We start from the raw sequence: 25,499 nt of genomic DNA, 5'->3' as shown, positions 1-25,499 counted from the left end.
GGGCGCCCGCCATGCGAACGCCGGTACTGCTGCTGCCCCTGACCGCCGCCGTGCTCGCCGCGCACGTCTGGCTGCTGTGGCAGTTGCCGACAAGGTCGAGCGCGCCCCAAGCGCCGGACCCGGCGCACACCGAGCCCGCGTTCACGACGCGCAGCATCGCGCCGCCCGCGCCTACCCCACCCCCCGCAGCCAAGCCGGCGCCTGTGGCCGCGGCGCCTGCACCCGCGCCCGCGCCCCGGCCGCAGGCCAGGCCCCGCCCGGCCCCGGTGCGCGCCATGCCCGCGCCCGTAGAAATTCCGGCGGAAATTCCCGACGATCTCCCGGCCGACGCGCCAGAGGAAGCGCCGGCCCCAGCCCCTGCGCAAGAAGCGATTCCCACGGCGGCGCCAGAGCCGCCGCCAGAACCGCCGCCTGAACCGCCTGCCCCTGCCGAAGCGCCGCCACCCGCCGAGCCGCCGCCGCCTCCCCGGCCCGAAACCCTGCAGGGCGTGCAGATCGCCGCGCCCGGCGGACAGCCGCTGCCGGCGGACGGCGCGCTGCCGGTGCAACTGCCCCCACCCACGCGGCTGTCATTCGACGTCACGGGCCAGGCCAAGCGCTTCGAGTACCGGGCAAGCGCCGAGCTGCTGTGGCAGCACGACGGCCACAGCTACCAGGTGCGCCAGCAGATCAAGGCCTTTCTGATCGGCTCGCGTTCGCAGACCAGCAGCGGCCAGGTCACGGCCGCGGGCCTGGTGCCGCAGCGCTTCAGCGACCAGGGCCGCAGCGAGAAAAGCGCGGACTTCGACTTTGCGGCCGAACAGGCGCGCTTCACGCCCGCGGCCCCGCCCGCGCCCATAGGCGCAGGCGCGCAGGATCGGCTCAGCGTGTTCCTGCAGCTGTCGGCCCTGCTCGCCGCCGCGCCCGGGCGCTATCCCGCGGGCAGCGAAATCACGTTCACCACCGTAGGCAGCAACGACGCCGAGCGCTGGACCTTCCGCGTGCACGACAGCGAAACGCTGGAGCTGCCGCTGGGCGCCGTGGCGGCGCTGCGGCTCGAGCGCCTGCCGCGCCGCGCCGGCGACCAGCAGGCAACGCTGTGGCTCGCGCCGTCGCTCGACTACCTGCCGGCGCGCATACGGCTGACCCAGGCCAACGGCGACTTCGCCGACCTGCGCCTGCAGTCGCACGCGGCGCCCTGACGGGCGAAACGCCGCGCGCCGCACGGAGATCGAATCCGTGGAATACTGGTGCCAAGGGCCTTTTGCCGGCGACCCCGCCGGCGGCTCTTGAAGTCTGCTGCCTGGCAGCCATATGACTGTCAACGGCAAGACTTTGCAACAGGGGGGGATCACCATGCAAACGCTATACGACTCTGACACTTTTGCGGTGCTCCATATCCGGCCCGACCTGCCGGCCATGGCCGAGGGCGAATCCGCCCCCGCGCAAGAGCTTCACCACGCACAGATGCAGATGCCACGCCACGGTTTCGAAATCGTCGACAAGCGTTCGGGCAAAGAGGTCTACCTCGACGGTTCCTGGGCCGAAATGTTCCAGAAGATCATTCTCGGCTGGCAACAGCAGACGCCCACCCAGGAAGAAGTGGAAAGCACGCTGGACAGCTATGCCGGGCTGGCGCAGAACCCGGTATTGGTGCACTGAGCATACGGCTCAGGATAGGCGGCTTTACGCCGCCTGTCCCGCCGACTTGTAAAGCCGCCGGTACAGCGGCTCGACCACCAGCAGCACGGCCATCAGCCGGCAGACCTGCAGCGCCGTCACGACGGGAACGCCCAGTTGCAGCACCTTGGCGGTGATCGCCATTTCGGCGATGCCGCCGGGCGCCGTGGCCAGCACCATGGTCACCCAGGGCAGCCCCGTGGCCCAGGCCACGGCGGCCGCGAAGACCGCGCACAGCGCCATCAGCCCCAGGCTGCCCAGCGCCACCGTTCCCAGCCACAGCGGCGCGGTGCGCAGGAAGTCGCGTCTGAAGCGCACGCCCAGGCTCACGCCGATCAGCATCTGGGCCGCATTCATCATCCACTGGGGCACGGCCGACAGGTCGAGTCCCGACATCGCCAAGCCCATGGACGCGAGCAGTGCGCCCAGAAACCAGGGATTGGCGCGCTTGAGGCGCAGCATCAGCCAGGCGCCCAGGCCCGTGCACAGCACCAGCAGCGCCAGGCCCGGCGCATGCACCACGCGCACCGCCCCCCATTCACCCGAGCCGTGCAGACCGGTCCACTGCAGCGCAAACGGAATCAGCACCGTGACGATCACCAGCCGCAGGCTGTGGCTGGAGGCGACCAGTTCGGTGCGCGCGTTCTCGCGCTCGGACAGCAGCGTCATCTCCGACGCCGCGCCGATCGCACCCGCGAAATAGCAGGTCGCGCGCAACTGCTGCGCGGGCACCTCGGGCATGCGCGGCGCGTGCACGCGGTAGAGCCAGACGCTGAACAGCCAGCCCAGCCACAGCGCCCAGACAATGCCCAGCAGGATGACCCACCACATGCTGGCCACGAGCGCGGTCACGGCGGGCGTGAAATAAAGCCCGAGCGCCGCGCCTATGGTCCACTGCGCGGCGTTGCGCGCCACGCCCCAGCTCGCGGTCGGCGCGCCGCCCATTGACGCCAGCGAGGTCGCAATCAGGGGCCCCAGCATCCACGGCAAGGGCGTATGCCACCAGAGACACAATTGGGCCGCGGCCCAGGCACCGGCTCCGGTCAGCAGCACGCGCAAGGCAAAATTCATGCGCACCGCGGCCGGGCCGCCGCTCATGCCCGGCCCGCAGGCGGCATGGCCACCAGCGGTCCTTGGCTGCTGCGGCGCAGCAGCGCCTCGAACGCGTCGGCGGGCAACGGCCGGCTGCACAGATAGCCCTGGAACTGGTCACAGCCGCGCGCGCGCAGGAAATCGAGCTGCTCGGCGGTTTCCACGCCTTCGGCCAGCACCGCCAGGCCCATGCTGTGGCCCATGGCGATCACGGCCGCGCTGATCGCCATGTCGTCGGCGCTTTGCGGGATGTCGCGTATGAAGCCCTGGTCGATCTTGAGCACATCGATGGGAAAACGCTTGAGGTGGGCCAGCGAGGAATAGCCGGTGCCGAAATCATCGATCGCCAGCCGCAGGCCCAGCTGGCGCAGCCGGCGCAACACCTGCAAGGCCTCTTCGGGCTGCTGGGCCAGCGCGCTTTCGGTGATCTCGAGCTCGAGCTGCGCGGCCGGAAAGCCCGCATCGGCCAGCGCCGCCTGCGTGCTACCAACGATGTCGGTGAGCATGAACTGGTGCGGCGACACATTCACCGCCAGCGTGATATCGGGCAGCTCCAGCGCGCGCCAGCGCTGGCCCTGGGCACAGGCTTCGCGTATCACCCACTCGCCCACGGGGCCGATCACGCCCGAGCTTTCGGCCACGGGAATGAAGCGCGCCGGGGAAATCAGGCCTTCGACCGGATCGAGCCAGCGCAGCAGCGCCTCGGCGCCCGTGAGGCGGCCGGTCGCGATATCGATCTGCGGCTGGTAGTACAGCCGCAGGTGGCCGTCGGCAAGCGCCTGGCGCAGCCGTGCCTCGAGCTCCAGGCGCTCGCGCGCGGCCTGGGTCATGTCTTCCTGGAAAAAGCACCAGGCATCGGCGCCGCTGTGCTGCTTGGCGACATGCACCGCCGAATGCGCGCCCTGCAGCAGGCCTTCGGCCGTGCCCGCATGCTGTGGATAAAGGCACATGCCTATGCTCACGCCGGTGATCACTTCCATGCCGTCGGGCGTATGCCAGGGTTGCGCGGCCGCCGCGATCAGCCGCTGGGCGAGCTGCGCGGCGTCGATTTCGCTGCTCAGGTCGAGCGCGGCAACGGCAATCTCGTCGCCGGCCATGCGCCCTATCAGGTCCCCGGGCCGCAGCACCGCCTGCACGCGCGCCGCGACATGGCACAGCACCTGGTCGCCGACGGCGTGGCCGTAGCTGTCGTTGAAATCGCGCAGGCGGCTGATGTTGATCAGCATGACCGCGAGCTGGCCGGCCTTGGTCCCGGCCGTCTCCAAGGCCTTTTCAAGCCGGCTGCCGAACCACGCGCGGTTGTCCAGCCCGGTCAGCGGGTCCTTGCGCGAGAGGTACTCGAGGCGCTTTTGCTGGGCCTTTTCCGCGGAAATGTCGGTGAACATGCAGACGTAATGCGTGACGCGGCCATGGTCGTCATGCACCGCGCTCAGCGACATGCGCTCGGGAAACACTTCGCCATTCTTGCGCCGGTTCCAGATCTCGCCCTGCCAGTGGCCGGTGCGGCGCATGCTGTCCCACATGGCTTCGTAGAACGCCTGGCCGTGCAGGCCCGACTTGAACATGCGCGGTGTCTGGCCCAGCATTTCCTCTTCGGTAAAGCCCAGCAGGCGCGTGAAGGCCGCGTTGACCGACAAGATGGTGCTGTTCGCATCGGTCACGACCACGCCTTCGATGGTGTTGTCGACCACCGTCGCCGCGAGGCGCTGGCGCTCTTCCTGCTCGCGCTGCAGCCTGGCGCTGCGCTCGAGCGCGGCGCGGCGCACCGCCTCGGCGCGCAGCAGACGCTGCAGCAGCCAGCCGGCCATCAGCGCATTCAGGAAGATGGAGACATAGCCCTGCCAGTCCTTCCAGCGTGCGACCTGCGACGCATCCTGGGTCCATTGCGTCAGCAATCGCTCACTGCCCGCGAGCCACAGCAGCGCGGTCAGCGTGTACAGCGCCAGAATCCAGTATGGCCAGACCGGCTGGGCTGCGCCCTCTTTTTGCATGTATTTCCTCAATCCACAATCAACGGCCCTTGCTGCGACAATCGCAAGGCTATGACCCAAGCCTATATTCTTACCCTATCCTGCCCCGACCGTCGCGGGCTGGTGCACGCTGTTTCCGGCTTCCTGCTCGAACAGGGCGGCAACATCGAAGAAGCCGCACAGTTCAACGACAGCGCCACCGGCCTGTTCTTCATGCGCGTGCAGTTCGTCTGCACCGACACCGACGCGGCGACGCTCAAGACGGCGCTGGCCGAACTCGCGGCGCGCTTCGAGATGCGCTGGAGCCTGCATTCCCAGTCCGAGAACATGAAGACCGTGCTGCTCGTCAGCAAGGAAGGCCATTGCCTCAACGATCTGCTGTTCCGCTGGAAGTCCGGCCTGCTGCCGATCGACATCCGGGCCATCATCAGCAACCACCGCGACTTCTACCAGCTCGCGGCCAGCTACAACGTGCCTTTCCACCATATTCCCGTCACGGCGGCCACCAAGGCCCAGGCCGAAGCGCGGCAGTTCGAGATTATCGAGGCAGAAGGCGCCGAACTCGTGGTGTTGGCGCGCTACATGCAGGTGCTTTCGAACGATCTGTGCACCAAGCTCGCGGGCCGGGCCATCAACATCCACCACAGCTTCCTGCCCAGCTTCAAGGGCGCCAAGCCCTACTACCAGGCGCATGACCGCGGCGTGAAGCTGATCGGCGCCACGGCCCACTACGTCACGGCCGACCTCGACGAAGGCCCGATCATCGAGCAGGACGTGGCCCGCGCCGACCACACCGACACCGTCGAAGACCTCACGGCCCGCGGCCGCGACACCGAAAGCCAGGTGCTGGCACGCGCCGTCAAGTGGCACAGCGAACGCCGCGTGATCCTCAACGGCCACAAGACCGTCGTCTTCCGCTGATCTCGCCCCATGCCGCCCGCAGCCCCCACGCCTCCCGCCAGCCCGGCTGCGCCGAAAGCGGTGGCGGCCACTGCCGCGCGGCGCATTCCGCCCATCCAGTGCCTGCTGACGTTCGAGGCGCTCGCCCGGCTGCGCAGCGTGACGCAGACCGCCGAGGAGCTGTGCGTGACGCCCAGCGCCGTGAGCCACCGCGTGCGCCAGCTCGAGCAGATGCTCGGCAGCCGGCTGTTCGGGCGCGCCGATTTTTCGCTGACCAGCGAAGGCAGCGCCTATCTGTCGCATGTGCGTGAGGGGCTGGGCGCGCTGCAGCGCTTTCCCGGCAGCTCGGCCGTGCCGGGGCGCCGGCGCCTCAAGCTCGCGGTCACGCCGACGTTTGCGCGCTGCATGCTGATTCCACGGCTGAGCCAGTTCACCGACGCCTATCCCGAAATCGACCTGGAACTGCATGTGAGCATTCCGCTGCTCGACGTGGTCGCTGAAAACGCCGACCTGATCGTGCGCTTCGGCCCGGGCCATTACGCCGACATGGAACATGTGGAAATCGCGCGCGACGTGATGACGCCGCTGGCCTCGCCCGCGTTCGTGCGCGCCCACGGCCCGTTCGAGCAGCCCGCCGACCTCGAAGGCCTGCCGCTGCTGCGCAGCCCGCTCGAGCCCTGGCGCGGCTGGTTCGACGCCGCGGGCCTGGCCTGGCCCGAACCCGTGGAAGGCTCGCAGTTCCACGACATCGGCCTGCTGTGCGACGCCGCGGCCGCAGGCATGGGCATTGCCCCCGTGCGCCTCAAGCTGGGCGCGCCCTGGCTGGACAACGGCACGCTGGTGCGGCTGTTCCCGCTTGACGTGGCCAGCCCGCATGCGCATTACCTGTGCTGGCATACGGGGACCATGGATAGATGGGAATGTGCGGCTTTTGCGCAATGGTTGAGCCAGGCGGTTTCCTGAAGCTTCACGCAAATAAACACCGTTCGCCCTGAGCTGACGGGAACAGCTTCACGCACATAAATACCGTTCGCCCTGAGCCTCCCTGGGCGGGCCCGTCGAAGGGCGTTTCAGGGCGTTGCGGCAAGCCCGTGACTGCGCCGCAAAACAGATTGCGCCAAGACTGGACGCCGTGCGTTCATCCTTCGACAAGCTCAGGACGAACGGGAGAGTAAGCGTCACGCCAAATCAAACCGCACGCCCTCAGCAGACTTCCGCAAGCCATCTGTGCCGCGTTACGCCCCGCCCTCCGACGCCGGCAACACCTTCCCCGGATTGAGCAGATTGCGCGGATCGAGCGCGCGCTTGATCTGCCACATCAGTTCCAGCTCCACCGGCGACTTGCACTGAACCAGGTCGTCGCGCTTGGCCACGCCAATGCCGTGCTCGGCCGAGATCGAACCGTTTTGCCGCGTCGCGAGGCCGTCGACCGCATGCGAGACGCGTGCGTAGTTTTCGGCGAGGAACGCCGCCGCGGGCGCGCCCTTGGGTCGCAAGGGGTTGAAGTGCACGTTGCCGTCGCCCATGTGGCCGTAGATCACCATGCGTGCATCGGGCGCGAGCGCCAGCACCTGGGCCGATGCGTCGGCGATGAAGTCGGCGATCTTCGACAGCGGAATGGAGATGTCGCACTTGATGCTGCCGCCTTCGCGCGTCTGGGCATCCGAGATCTCTTCGCGCAGTTGCCAGAACGCGCGCGCGTCGGCAATGCTCGCGGCAATGGCCGCGTCGGTCACCAGGCCGCGCTCCATGCCCTGCTCGAGAATGGACATCAGCATCGCGTCCAGGCCTTGCGAGTCGCCGCCCGAGGTCAGCTCGATCAGCACCATCCAGTCGTGCGCGCCGGGCAGCGGCGCATTGAATTGCGGCATGGATTCGAGCACCAGCGCCAGCGCCGGACCCGAGATCAGCTCGAAGGCCGTCACGGCCTGGCCGGCCGCGCGCTTGGCTTCGGTCAGCAGTTCCACGGCCGCATGCGGGTCCTTCACGGCAATCCAGGCCACGGCGCTGGCGCTGGGCAGCGGCATCAGCTTGAGCACGGCGGCGGTGATGATGCCCAGCGTGCCTTCGGAGCCTATGAACAGCTGCTTGAGGTCGTAGCCGGTGTTGTCCTTGCGCAGGCCACGCAGCGACGAGTAGATGCGGCCATCGGGCAGCACGGCTTCTATGCCCAGCGTCAGGTCGCGCATGTTGCCGTAGCGCAGCACGGCCGTGCCGCCGGCATTCGTCGAGAGATTGCCGCCGATCTGGCACGAGCCTTCGGAGCCTATGCGCAGCGGAAACAGGCGCCCGGCGTCCTCGGCCGCGGCACGCGCGGCCTGCAGCGTCACGCCGGCCTGCAGCGTCATGGTGTCGTTGACGGTGTCGATTTCCTGCACCTGGTTCATGCGCCGCAGGTTGAGCACCACGGCATCGCCCGCGGCGTCGGGCACGGCCCCGCCCATCAGCGAGGTATTGCCGCCTTGCGGCACCACCGGCACGTTGTGCTGGAAGCACAGCGCCAGCACTTCGCTGACCTGCTGCGTGTTGGCAGGCAGCACCACGGCCAGCGCCTTGCCGTGGTAGAGCTTGCGGTAGTCGGTGGTGAACGGCTGCATGTCGCTGGCGACTTCAATGCAGGCTTTCTCGCCGACGATGGCGCGCAGGCCTTCGAGCACCAGTGCGTAGGGAGTTGGGCTAATGGGGGACATTTTCAATACGCTCCGCGTGTGTCGGCTGCCGCCGGTGTTTCGGCCGGGCTGCCCAGGAAATCGCCCGCGAGGCTGCGCGCCGCCTTGGCGTAGAGCAGCACGTCGACACCGACCGCAACAAACGTGCAGCCGAGATCGAGATAGCGGCGGGCCAGCGCCGGGTCGGAAGTGAGTGTACCGGCGGCCTTGCCGCAAGCAATGATGGTGCGCATCGCGTTTTCTATCGCGGCCTGCACTTCGGGGTGGCCAGGCCGGCCGCGAAAGCCCATGGACGCGGCAAGATCGGCCGGGCCTATGAACACGCCATGCACGCCATCGACCGCGCAGATTTCTTCGAGATTGTCCAGCGCCGCCACGGTCTCGGCCTGCACCAGCAGGCAGACTTCGTCATCGGCGACGTCGAGATAGTCGGCACGCGCGCTCCACTGCGAGGCACGGCCCACGGCACTGCCGACTCCGCGAATGCCCAGCGGCGGATAGCGCGTGGCCGAGACCAGGGCGCGCGCCTGCTCGGCGGTATCGACCATGGGCACGAGCAGCGTCGTCGCGCCTATGTCCAGCAGTTGCTTGATCAGCGCCGTATCGCCCTGCACCGCGCGCACCACTGGGTGGGCCCGGTGCGGCGCGACGGCCTGCAGCGCGCCCAGCGTCGACTTCAGGTCGTTGGGCGCGTGTTCGCCATCGATCAGCAGCCAGTCGAAGCCTGTGCTGGCGCTGACTTCGGCCATGTAGGGATCCGCCATGGAAAGCCAGAGGCCGACCTGGGGCTGCTGAGCGGCCAGTGCGGCCTTGAAGAGGTTTTTTGCGGGCATGTGATCGGTTGGTGGAGTTCGGGCGCAAAAGCGTCTCAGGCAACCCGGTGGAGGGCGGGCAGTGTGGTGTGGGCCAGATGGTCCACGATGTTGTGCGCGGTCATGGTGGCGACCTGCAGGGCTGCATCGCGCGTCACGCCCGCCACATGGGGGGTGAGCAGCACCTGGGCCAGTGCTGCCAGTGGATGGTCGGCGGGCAGGGGCTCGGTATCGAAGGTGTCCAGCCCGGCGCCGCCGAGCTGGCCGCTGCGCAATGCCTCGATGAGTGCGGCCTCGTCCACGACGGGACCGCGCGCGGTGTTGATGAGCAGGCTGCCGCGTGGAAGCAGGGCCAGCTCGCGTGCGCCGATCAGACCCCGGCTGCGCTCGGTCAGCGGGCAGTGCAGGCTCAGGATGTCGAGTTGGGGCAGCAGGCGGTGCAGCTCGGCCTCGGTGGCAAAGCCGTCGGCCTGGCCCTGGGGCCGCAGCACCAGCACCCGGGCGCCCAGGGCACTGGCCAGCTGCGCGGTCGCGCGGCCAATGCTGCCGTAACCGATGATGCCCACCGTGGCGCCGCGGAAGTCGCGGCCCTGCCAGGTGCTGCCGGCCCATTCGCCGGCGCGCACCATGCGGTCCAGCTGCGGCAGTTGGCGCGTGAGCGCCAGCATCAGGGCCACGGCATGCTCGGCCACTGCGCCGGCATTGGCGCCGGGTGCCACGGCCACGGCAATGCCGTGTGCGCGCGCCGCCTCCAGGTCCACGCTGTCCACGCCGGCGCCGTTCTTGGCCACGATGCGCAGCTGCGGCGACGCTGTCAGCACACGGTCGGTGATGGGAGGGGAGCCGCGCAGCACGATGGCCTGCGCGCCGGTCTCGGCCAGGCGTGCGGCCAGCGCGTCTTCGGTGAGGCTGCCGGGCAGAAAATGCAACTGGCCACCGGCCTGCTCAATGATGCGTTGCGCGGGCTCGGCCCAGTGCGGCGCGGTGACGAGAACGTGGAAGTGTGGGGACATGGGTGCAAAGCTCAGTCGATGCGGATGCCTGCCGATTGGATCACCTTGCCGTAGCGGCTCCATTCGTCCGTGGTGAAGCTGGCCAGCTCCTGGGGCGAGCCGGCCCGGGTGCGCACGCCGAGCAGGGCGAATTTCTCCTGGACGTCAGGCAGCTTGAGCACCTGGGTGAGCGAGGCGTTCAGGCGCGTCAGCACTTCCTTGCCGGTCTTGGCCGGGGCGTACAGCGCATACCAGGCGTTGACCTCGAAGCCCGGATAGCCGGCCTCGGCGAAGGTGGGCACATTCTGCAGCTCGGGCAGACGTGATGCCGAAGCCACGGCCAGGGCGCGCACCTTGCCGCTCTTGAGCAGCGGCGAGGCGCTGGTCAAGGTGTCCATGATCATGTCCAGCCGCCCGCCCATCAGGTCCATGGTGTGGGCGTTGCCGCCCTTGTAAGGCACATGGTTGATCTGCAGCTGGGCGCGCTGCTTGAACAGCTCGGCGCCCAGGTGCAGGGGCGATCCGTTGCCGGAGGAGCCGTAGTTGAGGTGGCCCGGCTGCTTGCGCGCCGCCTCCACCAGGGACTTCAGGTCGGTGTAGGGCGAGTCCTGGGCCACGACCAGGACCAGGGGGACCACGCCGATCATGCCGATGGGCGCGAAGTCGGCCACCGCGTCGTAGCCGGGGCGGGCGTACAGATGCGGGCTGACGGCATGGCTGGCCAGCGAGCCCAGCACCAGGGTATAGCCGTCGGCCTGTGCCTTGGCTGCCAACGCCGTGCCTATGGTTGTGCCCGCGCCGGGCCGGTTGTCGATGACCACGGGCTGCTTGAGGTTCTCGCCCATCTTCAGGCCGATGAGCCGCGCCACCGCGTCGTTGGCGCCTCCGGCGGGGTAGGGCACGAGCAGAGTGACCGGCTTGGCGGGGTAGGCGCTTTCGGCGTGGGCCAGCGGCACGCCCAGCGGGCAGGCCAGGGCTGCGGCGCACAGCAGCAGGCCACGGCGGCTCAGTCGGGAAGAGGTGGAAGAATTCATGGTGCTTGTCTCCTGTTGTGATTGCTCTTGCGGCATGGGGCGGTTCCCCGGGTGCGCAGAGCCCCGCTCCATGCTGCGGGCTCTGCGTTGGATCTCGGTGCTGTGGTCTTGGCTTGCTCGTTACGTCAGGCAGGGGCGGGCGGGCCGTATCGCTGCGGCCGCCGGCTCAGGCGTCCAGCCCTCCCTGGCAGACGTACTTGGTGTGCAGGTAGTCATCGAGCCCGTGCACCGAGCCTTCACGGCCATAGCCCGAATCCTTCACGCCACCAAAAGGAGCAGCCTCGGCGGCCAGCGCGCCTTCGTTGATGCCGACAATGCCGGTCTCCAGCGCATCGGCCACGCGCCAGATGCGGCGCGCATCGCGCGAATAGAAATAGGCGGCCAGGCCGAACGGCGTGTCGTTGGCCGCGGCAATGACTTCGGCCTCGTCGCTGAAGCGCGTCAGCGGCGCGACCGGCCCGAACGTCTCTTCGCAGGCGCAGGCCATGCTTGCATCGGCGTCGGCCAGCACCGTGGGCGCAAAGTAGTTGGCGCCCAGCGCCGTGAGGCGCACGCCGCCGGTCAGCACGCGCGCGCCGCGCGCCACCGCGTCCTGCACATGGCGCTCGATCTTCTCGACCGCGCGGTCGTTGATCATCGGGCCGATCTGCGAAGCCGGATCGGTGGCCGGGCCGACTTTCAGCGCGGCGACGCGCGCCACCAGCAGTGCGGCAAAGCGGTCATGCACCGACGCATGCACGAACACGCGGTTGGGGCACACGCAGGTCTGGCCACCGTTGCGGAACTTGGCCGCCATCAGGCCTTCGACGGCGGCTTCGAGGTCGGCGTCCTCGAACACGATGAACGGCGCATTGCCGCCGAGTTCCAGCGACAGCTTCTTGAGCGTGTCGGCCGAGCGCCGCGCGAGGTGCTTGCCCACGGGCGTGGAGCCGGTGAACGTGATCTTGCGCACGCGCGCGTCGGCCAGCCACACATCGACCACTTCGGGCGTGCGTTCGCGCGAGGCGCTGACGATGTTGAGCACGCCCGGCGGCACGCCCGCTTCGTGCGCCAGCGCGACCAGCGCCAGCGAGGTCAGCGGCGTGTCCTCGGCGGGCTTGCAGACCACGGTGCAGCCCGCTGCCAGCGCGGGCGCGATCTTGCGCGCGATCATTGCCGCGGGGAAGTTCCAGGGCGTGATCGCCGCGACCACGCCAACGGGCTCGCGCAGCGCGAACATGCGCCGCCCGGGCACAGGCGCGGGAATCACTTCGCCGTTGGCGCGCGTGGCCTCCTCGGCAAACCATTCGATGTAGCTGGCCGCATAGGCGACCTCGCCCCGGCCTTCGGCCAGGGGCTTGCCCTGCTCGCGCGAGATCAGCCGGCCCAGGTCTTCCTGGTGGGCCAGCACCAGATCGTTCCAGCGCTTGAGAATCTGCGCGCGCTGCTTGGCCGGCGCCCGGCGCCAGGCGGGAAAGGCCGCATGCGCGGCATCCACGGCGGCGCGCGCGTCGGCGGCGTTGGAGTCGGGCACGGCGGCGATCACGGCGCCGGTCGCCGGGTCGGTCACATCGAAGCTGCGGCCGGGCTCGGGCGCAAGCCATTGGCCGGCGATGAAGTTGGCCGTGCGTTGCAAATCGGGGCGTGAAAGGGTCAGAGGCATGGCGGGTCTGGAAAATAGGGGTGGAAGGGTCCGGCCATCAGCTCACGATGCCCAGATGCCAGGGCACGAACTCGTTGTCGCCCAGGCCCAGCAGTTCGCTCTTGGTGGGCTCGCCCGAAGCGTGCCGGAGGATCTGCGCGAAAATGCGCTGGCCCAGTTCGGGCACGGACAGCTCGCCGTCGATCACCACGCCGCAATTGATGTCCATGTCTTCCTCCAGGCGGAGAAACATGGGCGTGTTGCTCGCGAGCTTGATCGTCGGCGCGGGCTTGCTGCCGAACATCGAGCCGCGCCCGGTGGTAAAGCAGATCAGCTGCGCGCCGCTGGCGATCTGGCCGGTGGCCGCGACCGGGTCGTAGCCCGGCGAGTCCATGAACACGAAGCCCGGCTCGGTGATCGGCTCGGCATATTCGTAGACCGCGCGCAGCGGCGTGGTGCCGCCCTTCATGGCCGAGCCCAGCGACTTCTCGAAGATATTGGCCAGGCCGCCGGCCTGGTTGCCGTGGCCTACGACACCGTTGAACTGCGCGTTCTGGCCGGCCGCGTAGCGCTCCCACCAGGCCAGGCGGTCGAGCAGCTTTTGCCCGACTTCGGGCGTGATCGCGCGGCGCGTGAGCATGAACTCCACGCCGTGGATTTCCGGCGTCTCGGACAGGATGGCCGTGCCGCCGTGGCGCACCAGGATGTCCATGGCCGCGCCCAGCGCGGGATTCGCGGTGATCGCCGAGAAGCCGTCCGATCCGCCGCATTCGAGGCCGATCTTGAGGTGCTGCGCGCTCACGCGCGTGCGCTGCGCGGCATTGGCCTCGGGCAGCATTTCCTCGATCGCGCGTATGCCGGCTTCTATGGTCTGGCGCGTACCACCCACCTCCTGCATCACCATGGTGCGCATCAGGCGGCCGGCTTCAAGCCCTTGCGAGTCGACCAGCGCGCTGACCTGGTTGCGCTCGCAGCCCAGGCCCACGATCAGCACGCCGGCGAGATTCGGATGGCGCGCATAGCCCGCGAGCGTGCGCCGCAGCACGTCGAAATGCTCGCTGGGCGACGACATGCCGCAGCCGCTGGTCTGCGCGAACGCGACCACGCCGTCGACATTGGGAAACGCCGCCAGGCGCTCGGGCGTGAAGTGCGCGGCAATGCGCGTGATCACCGTGGACGAGCAGTTCACCGACGACAGGATGCCGATGAAGTTGCGCGTGCCCACGCCGCCGCCCGCGCGCTCGAAGCCCATGAAGGTCGCGCGCTGGTCCTCGGGCACGAAGTCCACGGGGCGCACGTCCTGGCAAAAGCCCGGGTCGCGGTAGCTGTCGACCAGCGTCAGGTTGTGGCTGTGCACATAGTCGCCGGCCTCGAGGTCGCGCGAAGCGACGCCGATCACGGTGTCGTACTTGAGCACCTCCTGGCCGGCGGCAATGGCGCGCGCCGCGATCTTGTGGCCCGCGGGAATCTGCGCGCGGGCGCGCACGCCGAATTCGGCGATCGCCTCGCCCAGGGCAATGGCAGTCTTGGCAACCAGCACGTTGTCGTTGGGATGCAGGCGAAGCAGGGGACTGTGGTTCATGGTGAAACGGCAAGCGAAGTGGAAAAAACCAACGGACAGGGACTCAACCCCTGGCCATCAGCTCCTTGAGATTGAGCTTGCGAATCAGGTCAGTCTCCTGCTGGTAGACGGTCTGGATGTACTTCTGGTAGTCGGGGCCGTCCTGGTACATGACCGGCGCGTCTATGCTCTCGGCGACCTTGCGGAATTCCTCGCTGTTGACGGCCGCGCGGAAGGCATCGCGCAGGCGCTTCTCGATCGCGGGCGGCAGGCCCTTGGGCGCGCCTATGCCGTTGGGCGCTTCCACGACCACGTCGAAGCCGAGCTCCTTGAGCGTGGGCGTGTCCTGGAAACGCGGCGTGCGCGCCTCGCCCCAGGTCGCGAGCAGACGCATCTTGCCGGCTTCGACATGCGGCGCCCAGGAACTGCTGTCGGCCAGCAGTTCGACCTGTTCGCCCAGCACGTCCTGCAACGCGGCCGAGCCGCCCTTGTAGGCAATCGCATTGAACTGCACGCCCGCGGCCTGGGCGAACTGCTCCATGCCCACATGGGTCGCGCCGCCTATGCCGGCGTGCGCATAGGTCACGGTGCCGGGCTGGGCCTTGGCGCGGGCGACCACGTCGGCCAGGGTCTTGAAGGGAGAACGCGCGGGCACGGCAATGCCGAAGGTCTGGCCCGAGGTGCGCGCGAGATAGGTGAAGTCCTTGAGCGGGTCGAGCTGCACCGTGCCCAGTTGCGAGAAGCGCGTCACCGAGATCGGGATCTGGCCTATGGTGTAGCCGTCGGGCCGCGCCGAGGACAGCGCCTTGGTGCCTATCATGCCGGAGGCCCCTGCGCGGTTTTCCAGCGCGATAGGCTGACCCAGCTCACGCGCCGCGATCTGGCAGATGATGCGCATCGAGCGGTCGGCCGTGCCGCCCGCGGGCCAGGGACAGATGAACGTGATCGGGCGCTCGGGGTATGCGGAGGCAAGAACGCGGGTGGGCGCTGCGGACAGGGCAGCGGCGCTCAGGCCGCCGAGCACGAATTGGCGCCGTGCCAGGGAACGGGAAGTCTTCATCGTTGTCTCCGAATGGTTGTTATAGGGTCAGCCACGCCGATTATTCTGAAGATAATGATTGCTTTCCAATGAAATAGCGGACTGTCTTCATAATGAATAAGTTATGAAGAAAGAAGCGCTGCCCCTGCCCCATGAGCCAGATCGATCGCGTTCTTCGTTCCAACCTCAAGCTGCGCCATCTGCAATTGCTGGTCGCGCTCGACGAGTTCCGCCATCTCGGGCGAGCCTCGGAATTCCTGTCGATCACCCAGCCTGCCGTCTCCAAGATGCTCGTGGAAATCGAGAAGATGTTCGAGCTGCAGCTGTTCTCGCGCTCCACGCGCGGCACCGAGCCCACGGCCCACGGCGTCACGGTGGTGCGCTTCGCGCGCTCGGTGCTGGCCGACTACCAGCGCACGCGTGACGAGATCAGCGCCGCCGACAGCGGCGGCGTGGGCCGCACCAGCGTGGGCGCGATGGTGGTCGCGCTGCCCAGCCTGCTGATGCCGGCCATCCTGCGCGTCAAGCAGCGCTCGCGGCGCACAACGGTGATGGTCGAGGAAGGCGATCTGACGCGGCTGCTGCCGCGGCTGCGCGTGGGCGAGCTCGACCTGATCGTCGGGCGGCTCGAGCCCGGCTATGCCTCGCCCGATCTCGAGACCGAGTCGCTCTACGCCGAGCCCATGTGCATCGTGGTCAGCCCCGGCCACCCCTTGGCCGGCGCGGCCAAGCCCAGCTGGGCCATGCTCGCCGAACTGCCCTGGGTCGTGCCCCCACCCTGGGCCTCGTCGCGCTCCAAGCTGGCGCAGATGTTCCACAAGCATTTCCTTGAGCCGCCCGCGGACATCATCGAGACCTCGTCGTTCCTGGCCACGCTGTCGGGCATGCACCAGCGGCCCGCGATAGGCTTTCTGGCGCGCAGCGTCGCCGAGCACTTCGCGCAGCAAGGGCTGGTGCGCATCCTCAAGCTCAAGGTGCCCATAGAGCTGCCGCATGTGGGCATCATCACGCTGCGCGGGCGGGCAAAAACACCGGCCAGCGAGCTGCTGATGGACAGCCTGAGAGAAACGGCCGCCACGCGACCGCGGTAATTTTCATGCCGGCCTGCAAGAAAACTCACGCCACTGCGCCACGCCTTGGCCTACAGTCTGAAGCCATGAACACCGACCGCATTGCCACCGCCACGCCCTCCGAGCGCGCGCGCCGCCAGGCCCAGATAGTCCAGGCGCTGGGCGCGCATGTGCCAGCCCACGCGCTGCTGTGGCACAGCGAAGACACCACGCCCTACGAGTGCGACGGCCTCACGGCCTACCGCCAGCGCCCGCTCGTGGTCTGCCTGCCCGAAACCGAGCCCCAAGTCCAGGCGGTGCTGCAGGCCTGCCATGCCTTGGAAGTGCCTGTGGTCGCGCGCGGCGCGGGCACGGGGCTGTCGGGCGGCGCCATGCCCCATGCACTGGGCGTGGTGCTGTCGCTGGCCAAGTTCAACCGCATTCTCCAGGTCGATGCCTACAGCCGCACGGCGGTCGTGCAGTGCGGCGTGCGCAACCTCGCGATCAGCGAGGCCGCAGCGCCTTACGGCCTGTACTACGCGCCCGATCCTTCAAGCCAGATCGCCTGCACCATAGGCGGCAACGTCGCCGAGAACTCGGGCGGCGTGCATTGCCTCAAGTACGGGCTGACGGTGCACAACGTGCTCGAAGTCAAGGGCTTCACCATGGCCGGCGAGCCCGTCACTTTCGGCAGCCAGGCGCTGGACACGCCGGGCTACGACCTGCTGGCCGCGGTGATAGGCAGCGAAGGCATGCTGGCCGTGGTCACCGAAGTCACGGTGCGGCTGATCCCCAAGCCCCAGCTCGCGCGCTGCATCATGGCCAGCTTCGACGACGTGCGCAAGGCCGGCGCCGCGGTGGCGGCGGTGATCGCCGCGGGCATCATTCCGGCCGGGCTCGAGATGATGGACAAGCCCATGACCGCGGCCGTGGAGGACTTCGTCCAGGCCGGCTACGACCTCACGGCCGAAGCCATTTTGCTGTGCGAGTCCGACGGCACGCCCGAAGAGGTGGCCGAGGAAATCGAGCGCATGAGCGCCGTGCTGCGCGACGCGGGCGCGACGGCCATCACCGTGAGCGAGAACGAGGCCGAGCGCCTGCGCTTTTGGAGCGGGCGCAAGAACGCGTTTCCCGCGAGCGGGCGCATCAGCCCCGACTACATGTGCATGGACTCGACCATTCCGCGCAAGCGCCTGGCCGACATCCTGCTGGCCATCCAGGCGATGGAGCAGAAATACCAGCTGCGCTGCGCCAACGTCTTTCACGCGGGCGACGGCAACCTGCACCCGCTGATCCTGTTCGATGCCAACGATGCCGACCAGCTGCACCGCTGCGAATTGTTCGGCGCCGACATCCTCGAGACCAGCGTCGCGATGGGCGGCACGGTGACGGGCGAGCACGGCGTGGGCGTGGAAAAGCTCAACTCCATGTGCACCCAGTTCAGCGCCGAGGAAAACGCGCAGATGTTCGCGCTCAAGGCCGCGTTCGACCCGCTGGGCCTGCTCAACCCGGGCAAGGTGATTCCCACGCTCAACCGCTGCGCCGAATACGGCAAGATGCTGGTGCGCGGCGGGCAGATCAGCCACCCGGATCTGCCCAGATTCTGAGCGCCCTGCGGGCCCCATGAATATGGGAAAAAAACCCGCTTTGCCGCGCCCGCCCGCCGGACGGCTGGCGGTTTGCACAGGCTGCGTTTATGCTGCGCCGAGGTTACATGTTCAAGCGGGTTGCGGTGCAAGGAGTGCGCGATGTGGCGTGTGTTGATTGTCGAAGATGACGTGCAGACCCGCGAGTTCTTCGCGGCCAGCGTGTCCCATTGCGCACAGCTCGCGCTCGCGGCCAGCCTGGGCAGCGTGGCCGAAGCGCGTGCCTGGCTCGCCACGCCCGGCAATGCGGTCGATGTGCTGCTCATCGACCTGGGCCTGCCCGATGGCAGCGGCCTCGAAGTGATACGCTTCGCTCGGCAAGCGCATCCGGAATGCGAGCCGCTGGTGATCTCCATGTTCGGCGACGAGGACAACGTGCTGGCCAGCATAGAGGCCGGCGCGCTCGGCTATATCCACAAGGACTCGACGCCCGAGAACGTTGCCGACGCGGTGGTGCAGATGAAGCTCGGCGCGTCGCCGATCTCGCCGATGATCGCCCGGCGCGTGCTCTCCAAGTACCTGAGCCTGCACGCCACGCGCGCGCTGCCGGTGCCGTCCACACCCGCGGCGTCCGGTGCCGCGGCAGCCGGCTCGGCGCCGCTGTCGGCCAAGGAGCAGCAGGTGCTCGAGCTGATCGCGCGCGGCTTCTCCTATGCCGAGACCGCGCGGCTGCAGAACGTGAGCGTGCACACCGTGCGCTCGCACATCAAGAGCCTTTACGGCAAGCTCGCCGTGCACTCCAAGAACGAGGCGGTGTTCGAGGCCGCCAAGCTCGGCCTGCTGCCCAGCTATGGCCCGCAGCCGCTGGGCTGAAGATGGTGAGCGCTGGCCTGCTTAGGGCGCTCACCGGCTGCGCATTCGGCTGGCTGCTGTGGCTGGGCCTGGCGGCCGGCGCGCGCGCCGAGCCGCAGTTGCTGACGCAGGCGCGGGCAAGCGTCGTGATCGATGGCGCCGAGCAGTCGTTCGACGCCACCCTGCCCTATGTCTGGGACCGCTGGCACAAGGGCCGGCAGGGACAGGCGGTGTTCGAGATCGCGCTGCAGCTGGCCGAAGTGCCGACCGAACCGGTACTCGTATATTTCATGCGCCTGGGCAATGCCTATGAAGTGCGGCTCAACGGCAACCTGCTCGACAGGCGCGGGCGGCTAGACCGCTTCGACGGCAACGACTACGCCATGGTGCCGCGGCTGATGACGATTCCGGCCGGCGTGCTCGGCCACGACAACCGGCTCGAGGTGCGGATACGCGCCGACCGCGCGCGGCGCGCGGGCCTGGCCAGCCCGTGGGTCGGCACGCGCGCCGAGATCATGCCGCTGTACGAACAGGAATACCTGCAGCGCGTCACGGGCACGCAGTTCGCCGTCATCATGGGCCTGCTGGTCGGCACCGTGGCGCTGGCGCTGTGGTGGACCCAGGTAAACCCGTCGCTGCCCGCGGGCCGGCAAAGAGAGCCGCTGTATCTGTTCGCGGCCATCGCCGAATACATGTGGAGCCTGCGCGTGGGCAACGTGCTGTTCGCCCAGTCGCCGTTGCCCCGCTTCTGGTGGGACATCCTGTTCACCGAAGCCATCGGCGTCTGGATCGCGGCCATGCTGATGTTCAGCGCGCTGGCCGTGGACTGGCGCGGGCGCTTCTCCCTGGCCGCCCTCCAGAAGACCCTGGGCGTCCTGCTGGTGCTGGGCATAGGCTGCGCCGTGGGCGCGCAATGGGGCCATCTGTGGCTGCTGACCGGCTGGTATGCCTGCCTGGGCATCGTCGCGCTGGCCTTCGTCGCCGAGTACACCTGGGCCGCGGTGCGCGGCGGCTCCCTGGTGCATCGCCTGATCGCCGCGGCGCTGATCCTCAACGTCTGCGTGGGCGTGCGCGACTGGGCGGTGTTCCGGCTGCAGATGGCGCTGGGCGGCAACTCCCTGATGCGCTATTCCTCGCTGCTGTTCGGCCTGCTGCTGATCTACATCGTGCTGCGGCGCTTTCGCGAAGTCGCCGCGCAGGTGCGCCACCTGCTGTCGACCATGGCGGCGCAGGTCGCGGCCAAGGAGCGTGCGCTGCAGGCGAGCTATGCGCAGGTGGAACTGCTGGCGCGCGAGCAGGAGCGCGTCACCGAGCGCACGCGCATCCTGCGCGACCTGCACGACGGCGTGGGTGCGCATATCAGCGCGGCCATACGCCAGCTCGAGTCGGGCAAGGCCAGCCACGACGACGTGCTGCTGACGCTGCGTGACTCGCTGGACCAGATCAAGCTGTCGATAGACGCCATGCACCTGCCCGCGGGCGATGTGACGGGCCTTTTGGCCAATCTGCGCTACCGGCTGGAGCCCAAGCTGTCCGCGGCCGATATCGAGCTGCTGTGGGATGTCGACTGGCTCGCGCCCGTCGAGCGCCTGGACGCGGCCGGCATGCGGCATCTGCAGTACATGGTGTTCGAGTCGCTGTCGAACGTGCTGCAGCATGCGCGGGCCAGCCGGTTGCGCATCGAGGCCAAGGCCCGCGCCGCGGGCGTGGTGATCCGCATCGTCGACAACGGCCAGGGCTTCGACACCGGCCGGCCGGTGCGCAATGGCCTGCTGTCGCTGCAGGAGCGCGCGCGCACCATAGGCGCGGCCTTGCGCATCCACAGCGGCGCGGGCGAGACCATGGTGGAAATCACACTGGATTGAGGCGCACGGAAACACAGGGTTTTCCCTTACACCCTTCCGGGGCAATGGCGGCAAACATCGGGGCACAAGCCATCTGGGCTTATCTTCTGGGGCTGCACGCGGGCAAGCCCCGCGCCGCGCAGGAATCCGCTCGAGACCCGGCCCAGGGCCAGCGCCCGAGCCTGTGCCGGCCCGCCGGACGCGGGCGGCAACCAAGGAAATCATCCATGACCCATCGCATCGTGATCGTCGGCGGCGGCGCCGGCGGACTGGAGCTGGCGACCCGGCTGGGGCAGCGCCTGGGCAAAAGCCGCCAGGCCGAGATCATTCTCGTCGACAGCCACCTGAGCCACATGTGGAAGCCGCTGCTGCACGAAGTCGCCGCGGGTTCGCTGAGCCTGTCGGACAACGAGTTCAACTACATCGCCCAGGCCAAGTGGAAGCACTTCCAGTTCCAGATGGGCCGGATGTGCGGCCTCGATCGCAAGAGCAAGACCATAGAGCTCGCGCCGCTGCTGCACGACGATGGCAGCCAGGCCGCACCGGCACGCAAGCTGGCCTATGACACGCTGGTCATGGCCATAGGCAGCGTGACCAATGACTTCAGCACGCCCGGCGCGGCCGAGCACTGCATCTTCCTGGACGCGCCCGAGCAGGCCGAGCGCTTTCACCGCCTGCTGCTGGGCAAGTACCTCGCGGCCCATGCGGGCGACGACAAGCAGGCCCAGCTGCGCATCGCCATCGTCGGCGCGGGCGCCACGGGGGTCGAACTCGCGGCCGAATTGCGCAATGCCGCCCAGCAGCTCGCCGACTACGGCCTGGGCAATATCGCGCCCGGGAACCTGCACATCACCGTGCTCGACGCGGGCAAGCGCGTGCTGCCCGCGCTGCCCGAGCGCATAGGCCGCGATGCCCACCAGACGCTGGAAAAGCTCGGCGTGCAGGTCATCACCGAAGCCGCCGTGAGCCGCGTCACCGCCGACCAGCTAGAAACCGCCGACGGGCGCGTGATTCCGGCCAGCATCAAGGTCTGGGCCGCGGGCATCAAGGCCCCGGACTTCCTGCAGAGCCTCGACGGGCTGGAAAGCAACCGCATCAACCAGCTGGTCGTGCGCACCACGCTGCAGACCACGCTGGACGACGACATCTTCGTGCTCGGCGACTGCGCGGCCTGCCCCATGGACGACGGCAGCGGCAAGAACGTGCCGCCGCGCGCCCAGGCCGCGCACCAGCAGGCCTCGCTGCTCGCGCAGTCGCTGCCCAGGCGCCTGCGCGGCGAGCCCCTGCCCCACTACCGCTACCGCGACTACGGCTCGCTGGTATCGCTGTCGCACTTCTCGGCCGTGGGCAATCTGATGGGCAACCTGATGGGCACGGTCAAGGTCGAAGGCTGGCTCGCGCGCATGTTCTACATCTCGCTGTACCGCATGCACCAGGTCGCGCTGTGCGGCGTGTTCCGCACCGCCTTGCTGATGCTCAGCGACCGCATCGGCCGCAGGACCGAGCCACGGCTCAAGCTGCACTGAACCCGCGCACGGTGTCCGGGGATCAGGGCGAAGACCGCAACGCCTGGATCTCCGCATAGAGCCCGGCGGATACCGCAATCCCTGCCTGCGCGCTGCGTTCGCGCGCCGCAAACCGGCGTTGCGACGGCAGCCGCGCGCCCTGCACCTCTATCGAGGAAAACAGGCTTTCGGCCATCTGCTGCAACTCGGGCAAGGGACGGTTGCCAAAGGCCACGGGATCGAAGGCCAGGATCAATTCGCCATGGGCCGGGGCGGCGCCCGCGCCCGCGTCATGCGCCAGGGATTGCTGGCTGTTCCAGTCGCCGATCAAGGCACCGGCCATCAGCTCCACCATGGTCGCCAGCGCCGACCCCTTGTGCCCGCCAAAGGTGAGCATGGCGCCCTGCATGATCTCCAGCGGATCGCGCGAAGGCGCGCCCTGGGCATCCACGCCGCAGCCCGCCGGCAACTGCGTGCCGGCCCGCCGGTGCAGCTCCAGATCACCACGCGCGATGGCGCTGGTCGCGAAGTCGAACACGTAGGGGTAGGGGCCGGGGCGCGGCCAGCCGAAGGCAATGGGGTTGGTGCCAAACACCGGCTGCTTGCCCCCGGCCGGCGCCACCCACGCGTGCGAGGGCGTCAAGGCCAGGGCCGCGAGCCCATGGGCGGTAAGCGCCTCGATTTCAGGCCACAAGGCCGTGAAGTGCACGCAGTGGTTGATGGCCAGCGCGGCCAGGCCGTTTTCCCTGGCTGCCGCGACCAGCGCCGGCAGGCCGGTTTCAAAAGCCAGCGGCGAGAAGCCGAACTGTGCATCCACGCGGATGATGGACCGCCCCCGCTGCGTCATCACCGGCACGGCATCGCAGCGCACCTTGCCGGCGCGTATCGTCTGGGCCACGGTGAGCAGGCGGTAAAGCCCGTGCGAATGGCATTCGTCACGCTGACCCGCGACCACCACCTGGGCAATGGCCTGGGCATGCGCCGGGCTCAGGCCCAGCTGCGTGCCCGCAGCTTGGGCCAGCGCCAGCAAATGGTCTTGTGGGAAGTAAAGATCGTGGGGCATGGGGCAATGGTCCTCTGCATGGATGGGAGAGCGCGTGGGCCGCGGATGCGCCCGTGCGGTGGAGCCGCTCTTGAACGGCATTTTGCGCCCCGCTGCGGCCCCCTAGGCAATGCCGCGCCAGGCCCGCGGCGCGCGAAACCCCAGCTGCGCTCGGCCCGGCCGCTTTGGCGGACAATCGGCGGCATTTCCGTTTCGCCGATCTTCTGCCCGCCATGACTGCTGCTGACTACGCCCACCTTCTCCAATCCGGCAACGACCTGGTCGCCCAGGCCCAGGCCCTGGCCACCCAGGACTTCGCGCAGGCGCGTGCGCTGTGGCAACAGGCCGGCGCCTTCTTTGCCAAAGCCCACCAGGCCGACCCCGACCAGCACGCGGCCGCGCTGCGCCTGGGCCAGGCCTGGATGGCCGAAGCCCATGCGCTGCAAAAGCAAGGCTCGGCCCACGCGGCCGTGATGTGGACCAATGCCGCGGCCCAGTGCGAGCGCGCCTTCGATCTCGCACCCGACCATGCGCCCACGGCCATGATGGCGGCCAGCTGCCATGCCTGGGCGCAAAACGATGAAGCCGCCCAGGCCTGGGCACAAATTGCAAAGCATCTGCAGCAGCGCGATGCGGATGTGCCGCAGGGGGATGCACGAGGCTAGAAGCAGGCCTCCTGCACATTGGTCATGCGGCGCCCTGTGGTGCATCAGGCGTTGCTGGTTTGTCGAAGGGTCGGTCTTTTGAGAGCAGACCATCCATCGCCGCTGTTCTCTCGAATGGGCAGCCTTCCACGTCCTTGATGTATTTGACAAAAAAGCTGCTTCTCGAGAGGCTCCATGGTTGTCGTCAACCCTTAATGGCCATCCATGCGCCATCGAATTTGCTTTGCTGCGTGAACAGCGAGCACGATCAGCGCAGCCGTCGTGCGCAGTCCTGTTGGCACTGCGCTCCTGCATGCCACCGTTCAGAGCGCACTCCACCACTGCGGCAGCTGGGCCAGCACGAACAGCAGCAGGCCGATGGCGCCGCCCACCAGCGTGCCGTTGATGCGGATGAACTGCAGGTCCTTGCCGATGTGCAGCTCGACCAGGTGCGACAGCTCCCCGGCATCCCAGCGCTTGACGGTGTCGCTGATGTGCTCGGCCAGGAACTGCGCGACATCGGGCGCGAGCGTCACGGCCCAGCGCTCGAGACGCGCGTTCATGGACGCGCGCAGCGCCGGGTCGGCGGCCAGCGACTGCCCGAGCCAGCGGCCCATGGCCGCGGCCTTGCGCGCGATGTGCGAGTGCTCGTCGGCGAGGTCGGCCTGCAGGCGCTGGCGCAGCTGCGTCCACAGCGCCTGCAGGTAGCCCGCGAGCTTTTCGTCGTGCAGCAGGTAGTGGCGCAACTGCTCGGCCTGGGCGGCGAAGTCCGGGTCGGTCTGAAGACGCCCGATGAGCCGCGCCACGGCCGCGTCGAGCGCTTCGCGCACGCGGTGCGCGGGGTTGTGGGCGATGTCGTCGAACAGGCTTTCGAGCGCCTGCGCGATCAGCTCCGCGCCCTTGTCGCCTAGCCAGTCGCTGGGCAGCATCTTCTCCTTGAGCGGGTGCTCGCGCTTGAGCCACTCGATGATGCTCGCGGCGATGAATTCGCGCGTGTTCGCGGTCTGCAAAACGGCGGCGATGCGCGCCAGCACGTCGTCGAGCAGCGCCTGGTGGCGCCCGCCCTGGGTCAGCGCCGTCAGCAGCGAGGCCGCGGCGCGCGACAGGTCGACCTGCGACAGCACGGCGCGCAGCGACTGCGTGAGAAATCGCTGCACCTGCCGGTCCTGCACGAGTTCGAGCGCCGCCAGCGCCAGCCGTGCGACCTGCCGCCCCAGCAGCACGCTGTGCGCCGGCGCCGTGAGCCAGCCGGCCAGCCACTGCGCGGGATCGTGCTTGCGGATCAGCGCCAGCAGCGACGCCGGGTCGAGAAAACGGTCGCGCACGAAGTGCGCGAGGTTGTCGCCAATACGGTCCTTGTTGCGCGGAATGATGGCCGTGTGCCGGCCCACCCAGGGCAGGGGAATGCGCCGGAACAGCGCCGTCACCGCAAACCAGTCGGCCAGGGCCCCGACCATCGCCGCTTCGGCCACGGCCTGCACACAGCGCACCCAGAGGCTGGGCGTCAGAAAGCTTGTGACGGCAAACACCAGCGCGACCGCGATCAGCAGGCCCAGCGCCTGCCGTTTCGCCCGTTTCAATGCCAGGGTCTGCTCTTGCATGCTCGGCGGCTCCCGTAAGGATGGCAT

21 protein-coding genes are annotated in these 25,499 nt (G+C 68.4%); 10 read left to right on the top strand and 11 right to left on the bottom strand.

Annotated elements, in window-relative coordinates:
* Window positions 1-11 precede the first annotated feature (11 nt).
* Window positions 12-1,181: a DUF3108 domain-containing protein gene (locus tag GVL12_RS05190; RefSeq protein WP_159911598.1), complete on the top strand. Its 1,170-nt coding sequence runs from the start codon at window positions 12-14 to the stop codon at window positions 1,179-1,181.
* A 112-nt stretch (window positions 1,182-1,293) separates the two neighbouring features.
* Window positions 1,294-1,641: a DUF3567 domain-containing protein gene (locus GVL12_RS05185; protein WP_200843505.1), complete on the top strand. Its 348-nt coding sequence runs from the start codon at window positions 1,294-1,296 to the stop codon at window positions 1,639-1,641.
* Window positions 1,642-1,665: 24 nt separating this feature from the next.
* Here the strand turns inward: GVL12_RS05185 and GVL12_RS05180 are convergent, their stop codons facing one another.
* Window positions 1,666-2,730 (bottom strand): AbrB family transcriptional regulator, encoded by a 1,065-nt coding sequence (locus tag GVL12_RS05180; RefSeq protein WP_159911597.1) that lies wholly within the window; start codon window positions 2,728-2,730, stop codon window positions 1,666-1,668.
* Between the two features lie 23 nt (window positions 2,731-2,753).
* Window positions 2,754-4,742 (bottom strand): bifunctional diguanylate cyclase/phosphodiesterase, encoded by a 1,989-nt coding sequence (locus GVL12_RS05175; RefSeq protein WP_159911596.1) that lies wholly within the window; start codon window positions 4,740-4,742, stop codon window positions 2,754-2,756.
* A 51-nt stretch (window positions 4,743-4,793) separates the two neighbouring features.
* Here GVL12_RS05175 and purU point away from each other — a divergent pair, with 51 nt between their 5' ends.
* Both purU and GVL12_RS05165 read left to right on the top strand, forming a co-directional pair.
* Window positions 4,794-5,642 carry a formyltetrahydrofolate deformylase gene (gene purU, locus GVL12_RS05170; protein WP_159911595.1) on the top strand — a complete coding sequence of 283 codons (849 nt, stop codon included), beginning with the start codon at window positions 4,794-4,796 and terminating at the stop codon, window positions 5,640-5,642.
* Between the two features lie 9 nt (window positions 5,643-5,651).
* On the top strand, window positions 5,652-6,584 hold the full coding sequence (locus GVL12_RS05165; RefSeq protein WP_159911594.1) for a LysR substrate-binding domain-containing protein: 933 nt from the start codon (window positions 5,652-5,654) through the stop codon (window positions 6,582-6,584).
* Window positions 6,585-6,856: 272 nt separating this feature from the next.
* Here GVL12_RS05165 and GVL12_RS05160 read toward each other — a convergent pair whose 3' ends face one another.
* The 7 genes from GVL12_RS05160 to GVL12_RS05130 all read right to left on the bottom strand — a co-directional run bounded on the left by GVL12_RS05160 (window position 6,857) and on the right by GVL12_RS05130 (window position 15,370).
* Window positions 6,857-8,311, bottom strand: coding sequence for an FAD-binding oxidoreductase (locus GVL12_RS05160; protein ID WP_159911593.1), 1,455 nt, complete (start codon window positions 8,309-8,311; stop codon window positions 6,857-6,859).
* Window positions 8,312-8,313: 2 nt separating this feature from the next.
* The gene (gene hpaI / locus GVL12_RS05155; RefSeq protein ID WP_159911592.1) at window positions 8,314-9,123 is read right to left on the bottom strand and encodes a 4-hydroxy-2-oxoheptanedioate aldolase; all 810 of its coding nucleotides are present in this window, start codon (window positions 9,121-9,123) and stop codon (window positions 8,314-8,316) included.
* A gap of 35 nt (window positions 9,124-9,158) precedes the next feature.
* Window positions 9,159-10,115 (bottom strand): hydroxyacid dehydrogenase, encoded by a 957-nt coding sequence (locus tag GVL12_RS05150; protein ID WP_159911591.1) that lies wholly within the window; start codon window positions 10,113-10,115, stop codon window positions 9,159-9,161.
* Between the two features lie 11 nt (window positions 10,116-10,126).
* Entirely contained in the window at window positions 10,127-11,128 is a 1,002-nt protein-coding gene (locus GVL12_RS05145) for a tripartite tricarboxylate transporter substrate binding protein (RefSeq protein WP_159911590.1), read from the bottom strand.
* 166 nt (window positions 11,129-11,294) lie between these two features.
* Window positions 11,295-12,770 (bottom strand): NAD-dependent succinate-semialdehyde dehydrogenase, encoded by a 1,476-nt coding sequence (locus GVL12_RS05140; RefSeq protein WP_159911589.1) that lies wholly within the window; start codon window positions 12,768-12,770, stop codon window positions 11,295-11,297.
* Window positions 12,771-12,807: 37 nt separating this feature from the next.
* The gene (locus tag GVL12_RS05135) at window positions 12,808-14,331 is read right to left on the bottom strand and encodes a UxaA family hydrolase (protein ID WP_159911588.1); all 1,524 of its coding nucleotides are present in this window, start codon (window positions 14,329-14,331) and stop codon (window positions 12,808-12,810) included.
* Between the two features lie 43 nt (window positions 14,332-14,374).
* Window positions 14,375-15,370: a tripartite tricarboxylate transporter substrate binding protein gene (locus tag GVL12_RS05130; RefSeq protein WP_159911587.1), complete on the bottom strand. Its 996-nt coding sequence runs from the start codon at window positions 15,368-15,370 to the stop codon at window positions 14,375-14,377.
* 131 nt (window positions 15,371-15,501) lie between these two features.
* On the opposite strand from GVL12_RS05130, the gene GVL12_RS05125 reads away from it, so the two are divergent.
* The 5 genes from GVL12_RS05125 (at window position 15,502) to GVL12_RS05105 (ending at window position 22,206) form a co-directional block, all read left to right on the top strand.
* On the top strand, window positions 15,502-16,440 hold the full coding sequence (locus GVL12_RS05125) for a LysR family transcriptional regulator (RefSeq protein ID WP_159911586.1): 939 nt from the start codon (window positions 15,502-15,504) through the stop codon (window positions 16,438-16,440).
* 65 nt (window positions 16,441-16,505) lie between these two features.
* Complete coding sequence (locus tag GVL12_RS05120; protein ID WP_159911585.1) at window positions 16,506-18,005, top strand: FAD-linked oxidase C-terminal domain-containing protein; 1,500 nt, start codon at window positions 16,506-16,508, stop codon at window positions 18,003-18,005.
* A gap of 141 nt (window positions 18,006-18,146) precedes the next feature.
* Complete coding sequence (locus tag GVL12_RS05115) at window positions 18,147-18,857, top strand: response regulator transcription factor (protein WP_159911584.1); 711 nt, start codon at window positions 18,147-18,149, stop codon at window positions 18,855-18,857.
* A gap of 5 nt (window positions 18,858-18,862) precedes the next feature.
* Entirely contained in the window at window positions 18,863-20,701 is a 1,839-nt protein-coding gene (locus tag GVL12_RS05110; RefSeq protein ID WP_159911583.1) for a sensor histidine kinase, read from the top strand.
* Window positions 20,702-20,907: 206 nt separating this feature from the next.
* Window positions 20,908-22,206 carry an NAD(P)/FAD-dependent oxidoreductase gene (locus GVL12_RS05105; protein WP_159911582.1) on the top strand — a complete coding sequence of 433 codons (1,299 nt, stop codon included), beginning with the start codon at window positions 20,908-20,910 and terminating at the stop codon, window positions 22,204-22,206.
* A gap of 22 nt (window positions 22,207-22,228) precedes the next feature.
* Here GVL12_RS05105 and GVL12_RS05100 read toward each other — a convergent pair whose 3' ends face one another.
* Complete coding sequence (locus GVL12_RS05100) at window positions 22,229-23,248, bottom strand: Ldh family oxidoreductase (protein WP_159911581.1); 1,020 nt, start codon at window positions 23,246-23,248, stop codon at window positions 22,229-22,231.
* 212 nt (window positions 23,249-23,460) lie between these two features.
* On the opposite strand from GVL12_RS05100, the gene GVL12_RS05095 reads away from it, so the two are divergent.
* Entirely contained in the window at window positions 23,461-23,892 is a 432-nt protein-coding gene (locus GVL12_RS05095) for a hypothetical protein (RefSeq protein ID WP_159911580.1), read from the top strand.
* 302 nt (window positions 23,893-24,194) lie between these two features.
* Here GVL12_RS05095 and GVL12_RS05090 read toward each other — a convergent pair whose 3' ends face one another.
* A complete protein-coding gene (locus GVL12_RS05090; protein ID WP_200843504.1) occupies window positions 24,195-25,472 on the bottom strand; it encodes a DUF445 domain-containing protein in 1,278 nt (425 codons plus the stop codon).
* Window positions 25,473-25,499: the final 27 nt, after the last annotated feature.

Origin of the sequence: Pantoea sp. 18069 (genome assembly GCF_902706035.1) — a bacterium.
In the GTDB taxonomy this organism is placed as follows: Bacteria; Pseudomonadota; Gammaproteobacteria; order Burkholderiales; family Burkholderiaceae_C; genus Comamonas.
The sequence above is the reverse complement of the archived record's forward strand: the minus strand, read 5'-3'. Positions and strand labels throughout refer to the sequence as shown.

What these genes read in the sequence shown, in the direction of transcription:
- GVL12_RS05105 (WP_159911582.1), top strand. Translation starts at nt 20,908, where the DNA reads ATGACCCATCGCATCGTGATCGTCGGCGGCGGCGCCGGCGGACTGGAG.
- GVL12_RS05100 (WP_159911581.1), bottom strand. Translation starts at nt 23,248, where the DNA reads ATGCCCCACGATCTTTACTTCCCACAAGACCATTTGCTGGCGCTGGCC.
- GVL12_RS05095 (WP_159911580.1), top strand. Translation starts at nt 23,461, where the DNA reads ATGACTGCTGCTGACTACGCCCACCTTCTCCAATCCGGCAACGACCTG.
- GVL12_RS05135 (WP_159911588.1), bottom strand. Translation starts at nt 14,331, where the DNA reads ATGAACCACAGTCCCCTGCTTCGCCTGCATCCCAACGACAACGTGCTG.
- hpaI (WP_159911592.1), bottom strand. Translation starts at nt 9,123, where the DNA reads ATGCCCGCAAAAAACCTCTTCAAGGCCGCACTGGCCGCTCAGCAGCCC.
- GVL12_RS05130 (WP_159911587.1), bottom strand. Translation starts at nt 15,370, where the DNA reads ATGAAGACTTCCCGTTCCCTGGCACGGCGCCAATTCGTGCTCGGCGGC.
- GVL12_RS05115 (WP_159911584.1), top strand. Translation starts at nt 18,147, where the DNA reads ATGTGGCGTGTGTTGATTGTCGAAGATGACGTGCAGACCCGCGAGTTC.
- GVL12_RS05125 (WP_159911586.1), top strand. Translation starts at nt 15,502, where the DNA reads ATGAGCCAGATCGATCGCGTTCTTCGTTCCAACCTCAAGCTGCGCCAT.
- GVL12_RS05150 (WP_159911591.1), bottom strand. Translation starts at nt 10,115, where the DNA reads ATGTCCCCACACTTCCACGTTCTCGTCACCGCGCCGCACTGGGCCGAG.
- GVL12_RS05175 (WP_159911596.1), bottom strand. Translation starts at nt 4,742, where the DNA reads ATGCAAAAAGAGGGCGCAGCCCAGCCGGTCTGGCCATACTGGATTCTG.
- GVL12_RS05190 (WP_159911598.1), top strand. Translation starts at nt 12, where the DNA reads ATGCGAACGCCGGTACTGCTGCTGCCCCTGACCGCCGCCGTGCTCGCC.
- GVL12_RS05180 (WP_159911597.1), bottom strand. Translation starts at nt 2,730, where the DNA reads ATGAATTTTGCCTTGCGCGTGCTGCTGACCGGAGCCGGTGCCTGGGCC.
- GVL12_RS05140 (WP_159911589.1), bottom strand. Translation starts at nt 12,770, where the DNA reads ATGCCTCTGACCCTTTCACGCCCCGATTTGCAACGCACGGCCAACTTC.
- GVL12_RS05090 (WP_200843504.1), bottom strand. Translation starts at nt 25,472, where the DNA reads ATGCAAGAGCAGACCCTGGCATTGAAACGGGCGAAACGGCAGGCGCTG.
- GVL12_RS05145 (WP_159911590.1), bottom strand. Translation starts at nt 11,128, where the DNA reads ATGAATTCTTCCACCTCTTCCCGACTGAGCCGCCGTGGCCTGCTGCTG.
- GVL12_RS05160 (WP_159911593.1), bottom strand. Translation starts at nt 8,311, where the DNA reads ATGTCCCCCATTAGCCCAACTCCCTACGCACTGGTGCTCGAAGGCCTG.
- GVL12_RS05120 (WP_159911585.1), top strand. Translation starts at nt 16,506, where the DNA reads ATGAACACCGACCGCATTGCCACCGCCACGCCCTCCGAGCGCGCGCGC.
- GVL12_RS05185 (WP_200843505.1), top strand. Translation starts at nt 1,294, where the DNA reads ATGACTGTCAACGGCAAGACTTTGCAACAGGGGGGGATCACCATGCAA.
- GVL12_RS05165 (WP_159911594.1), top strand. Translation starts at nt 5,652, where the DNA reads ATGCCGCCCGCAGCCCCCACGCCTCCCGCCAGCCCGGCTGCGCCGAAA.
- purU (WP_159911595.1), top strand. Translation starts at nt 4,794, where the DNA reads ATGACCCAAGCCTATATTCTTACCCTATCCTGCCCCGACCGTCGCGGG.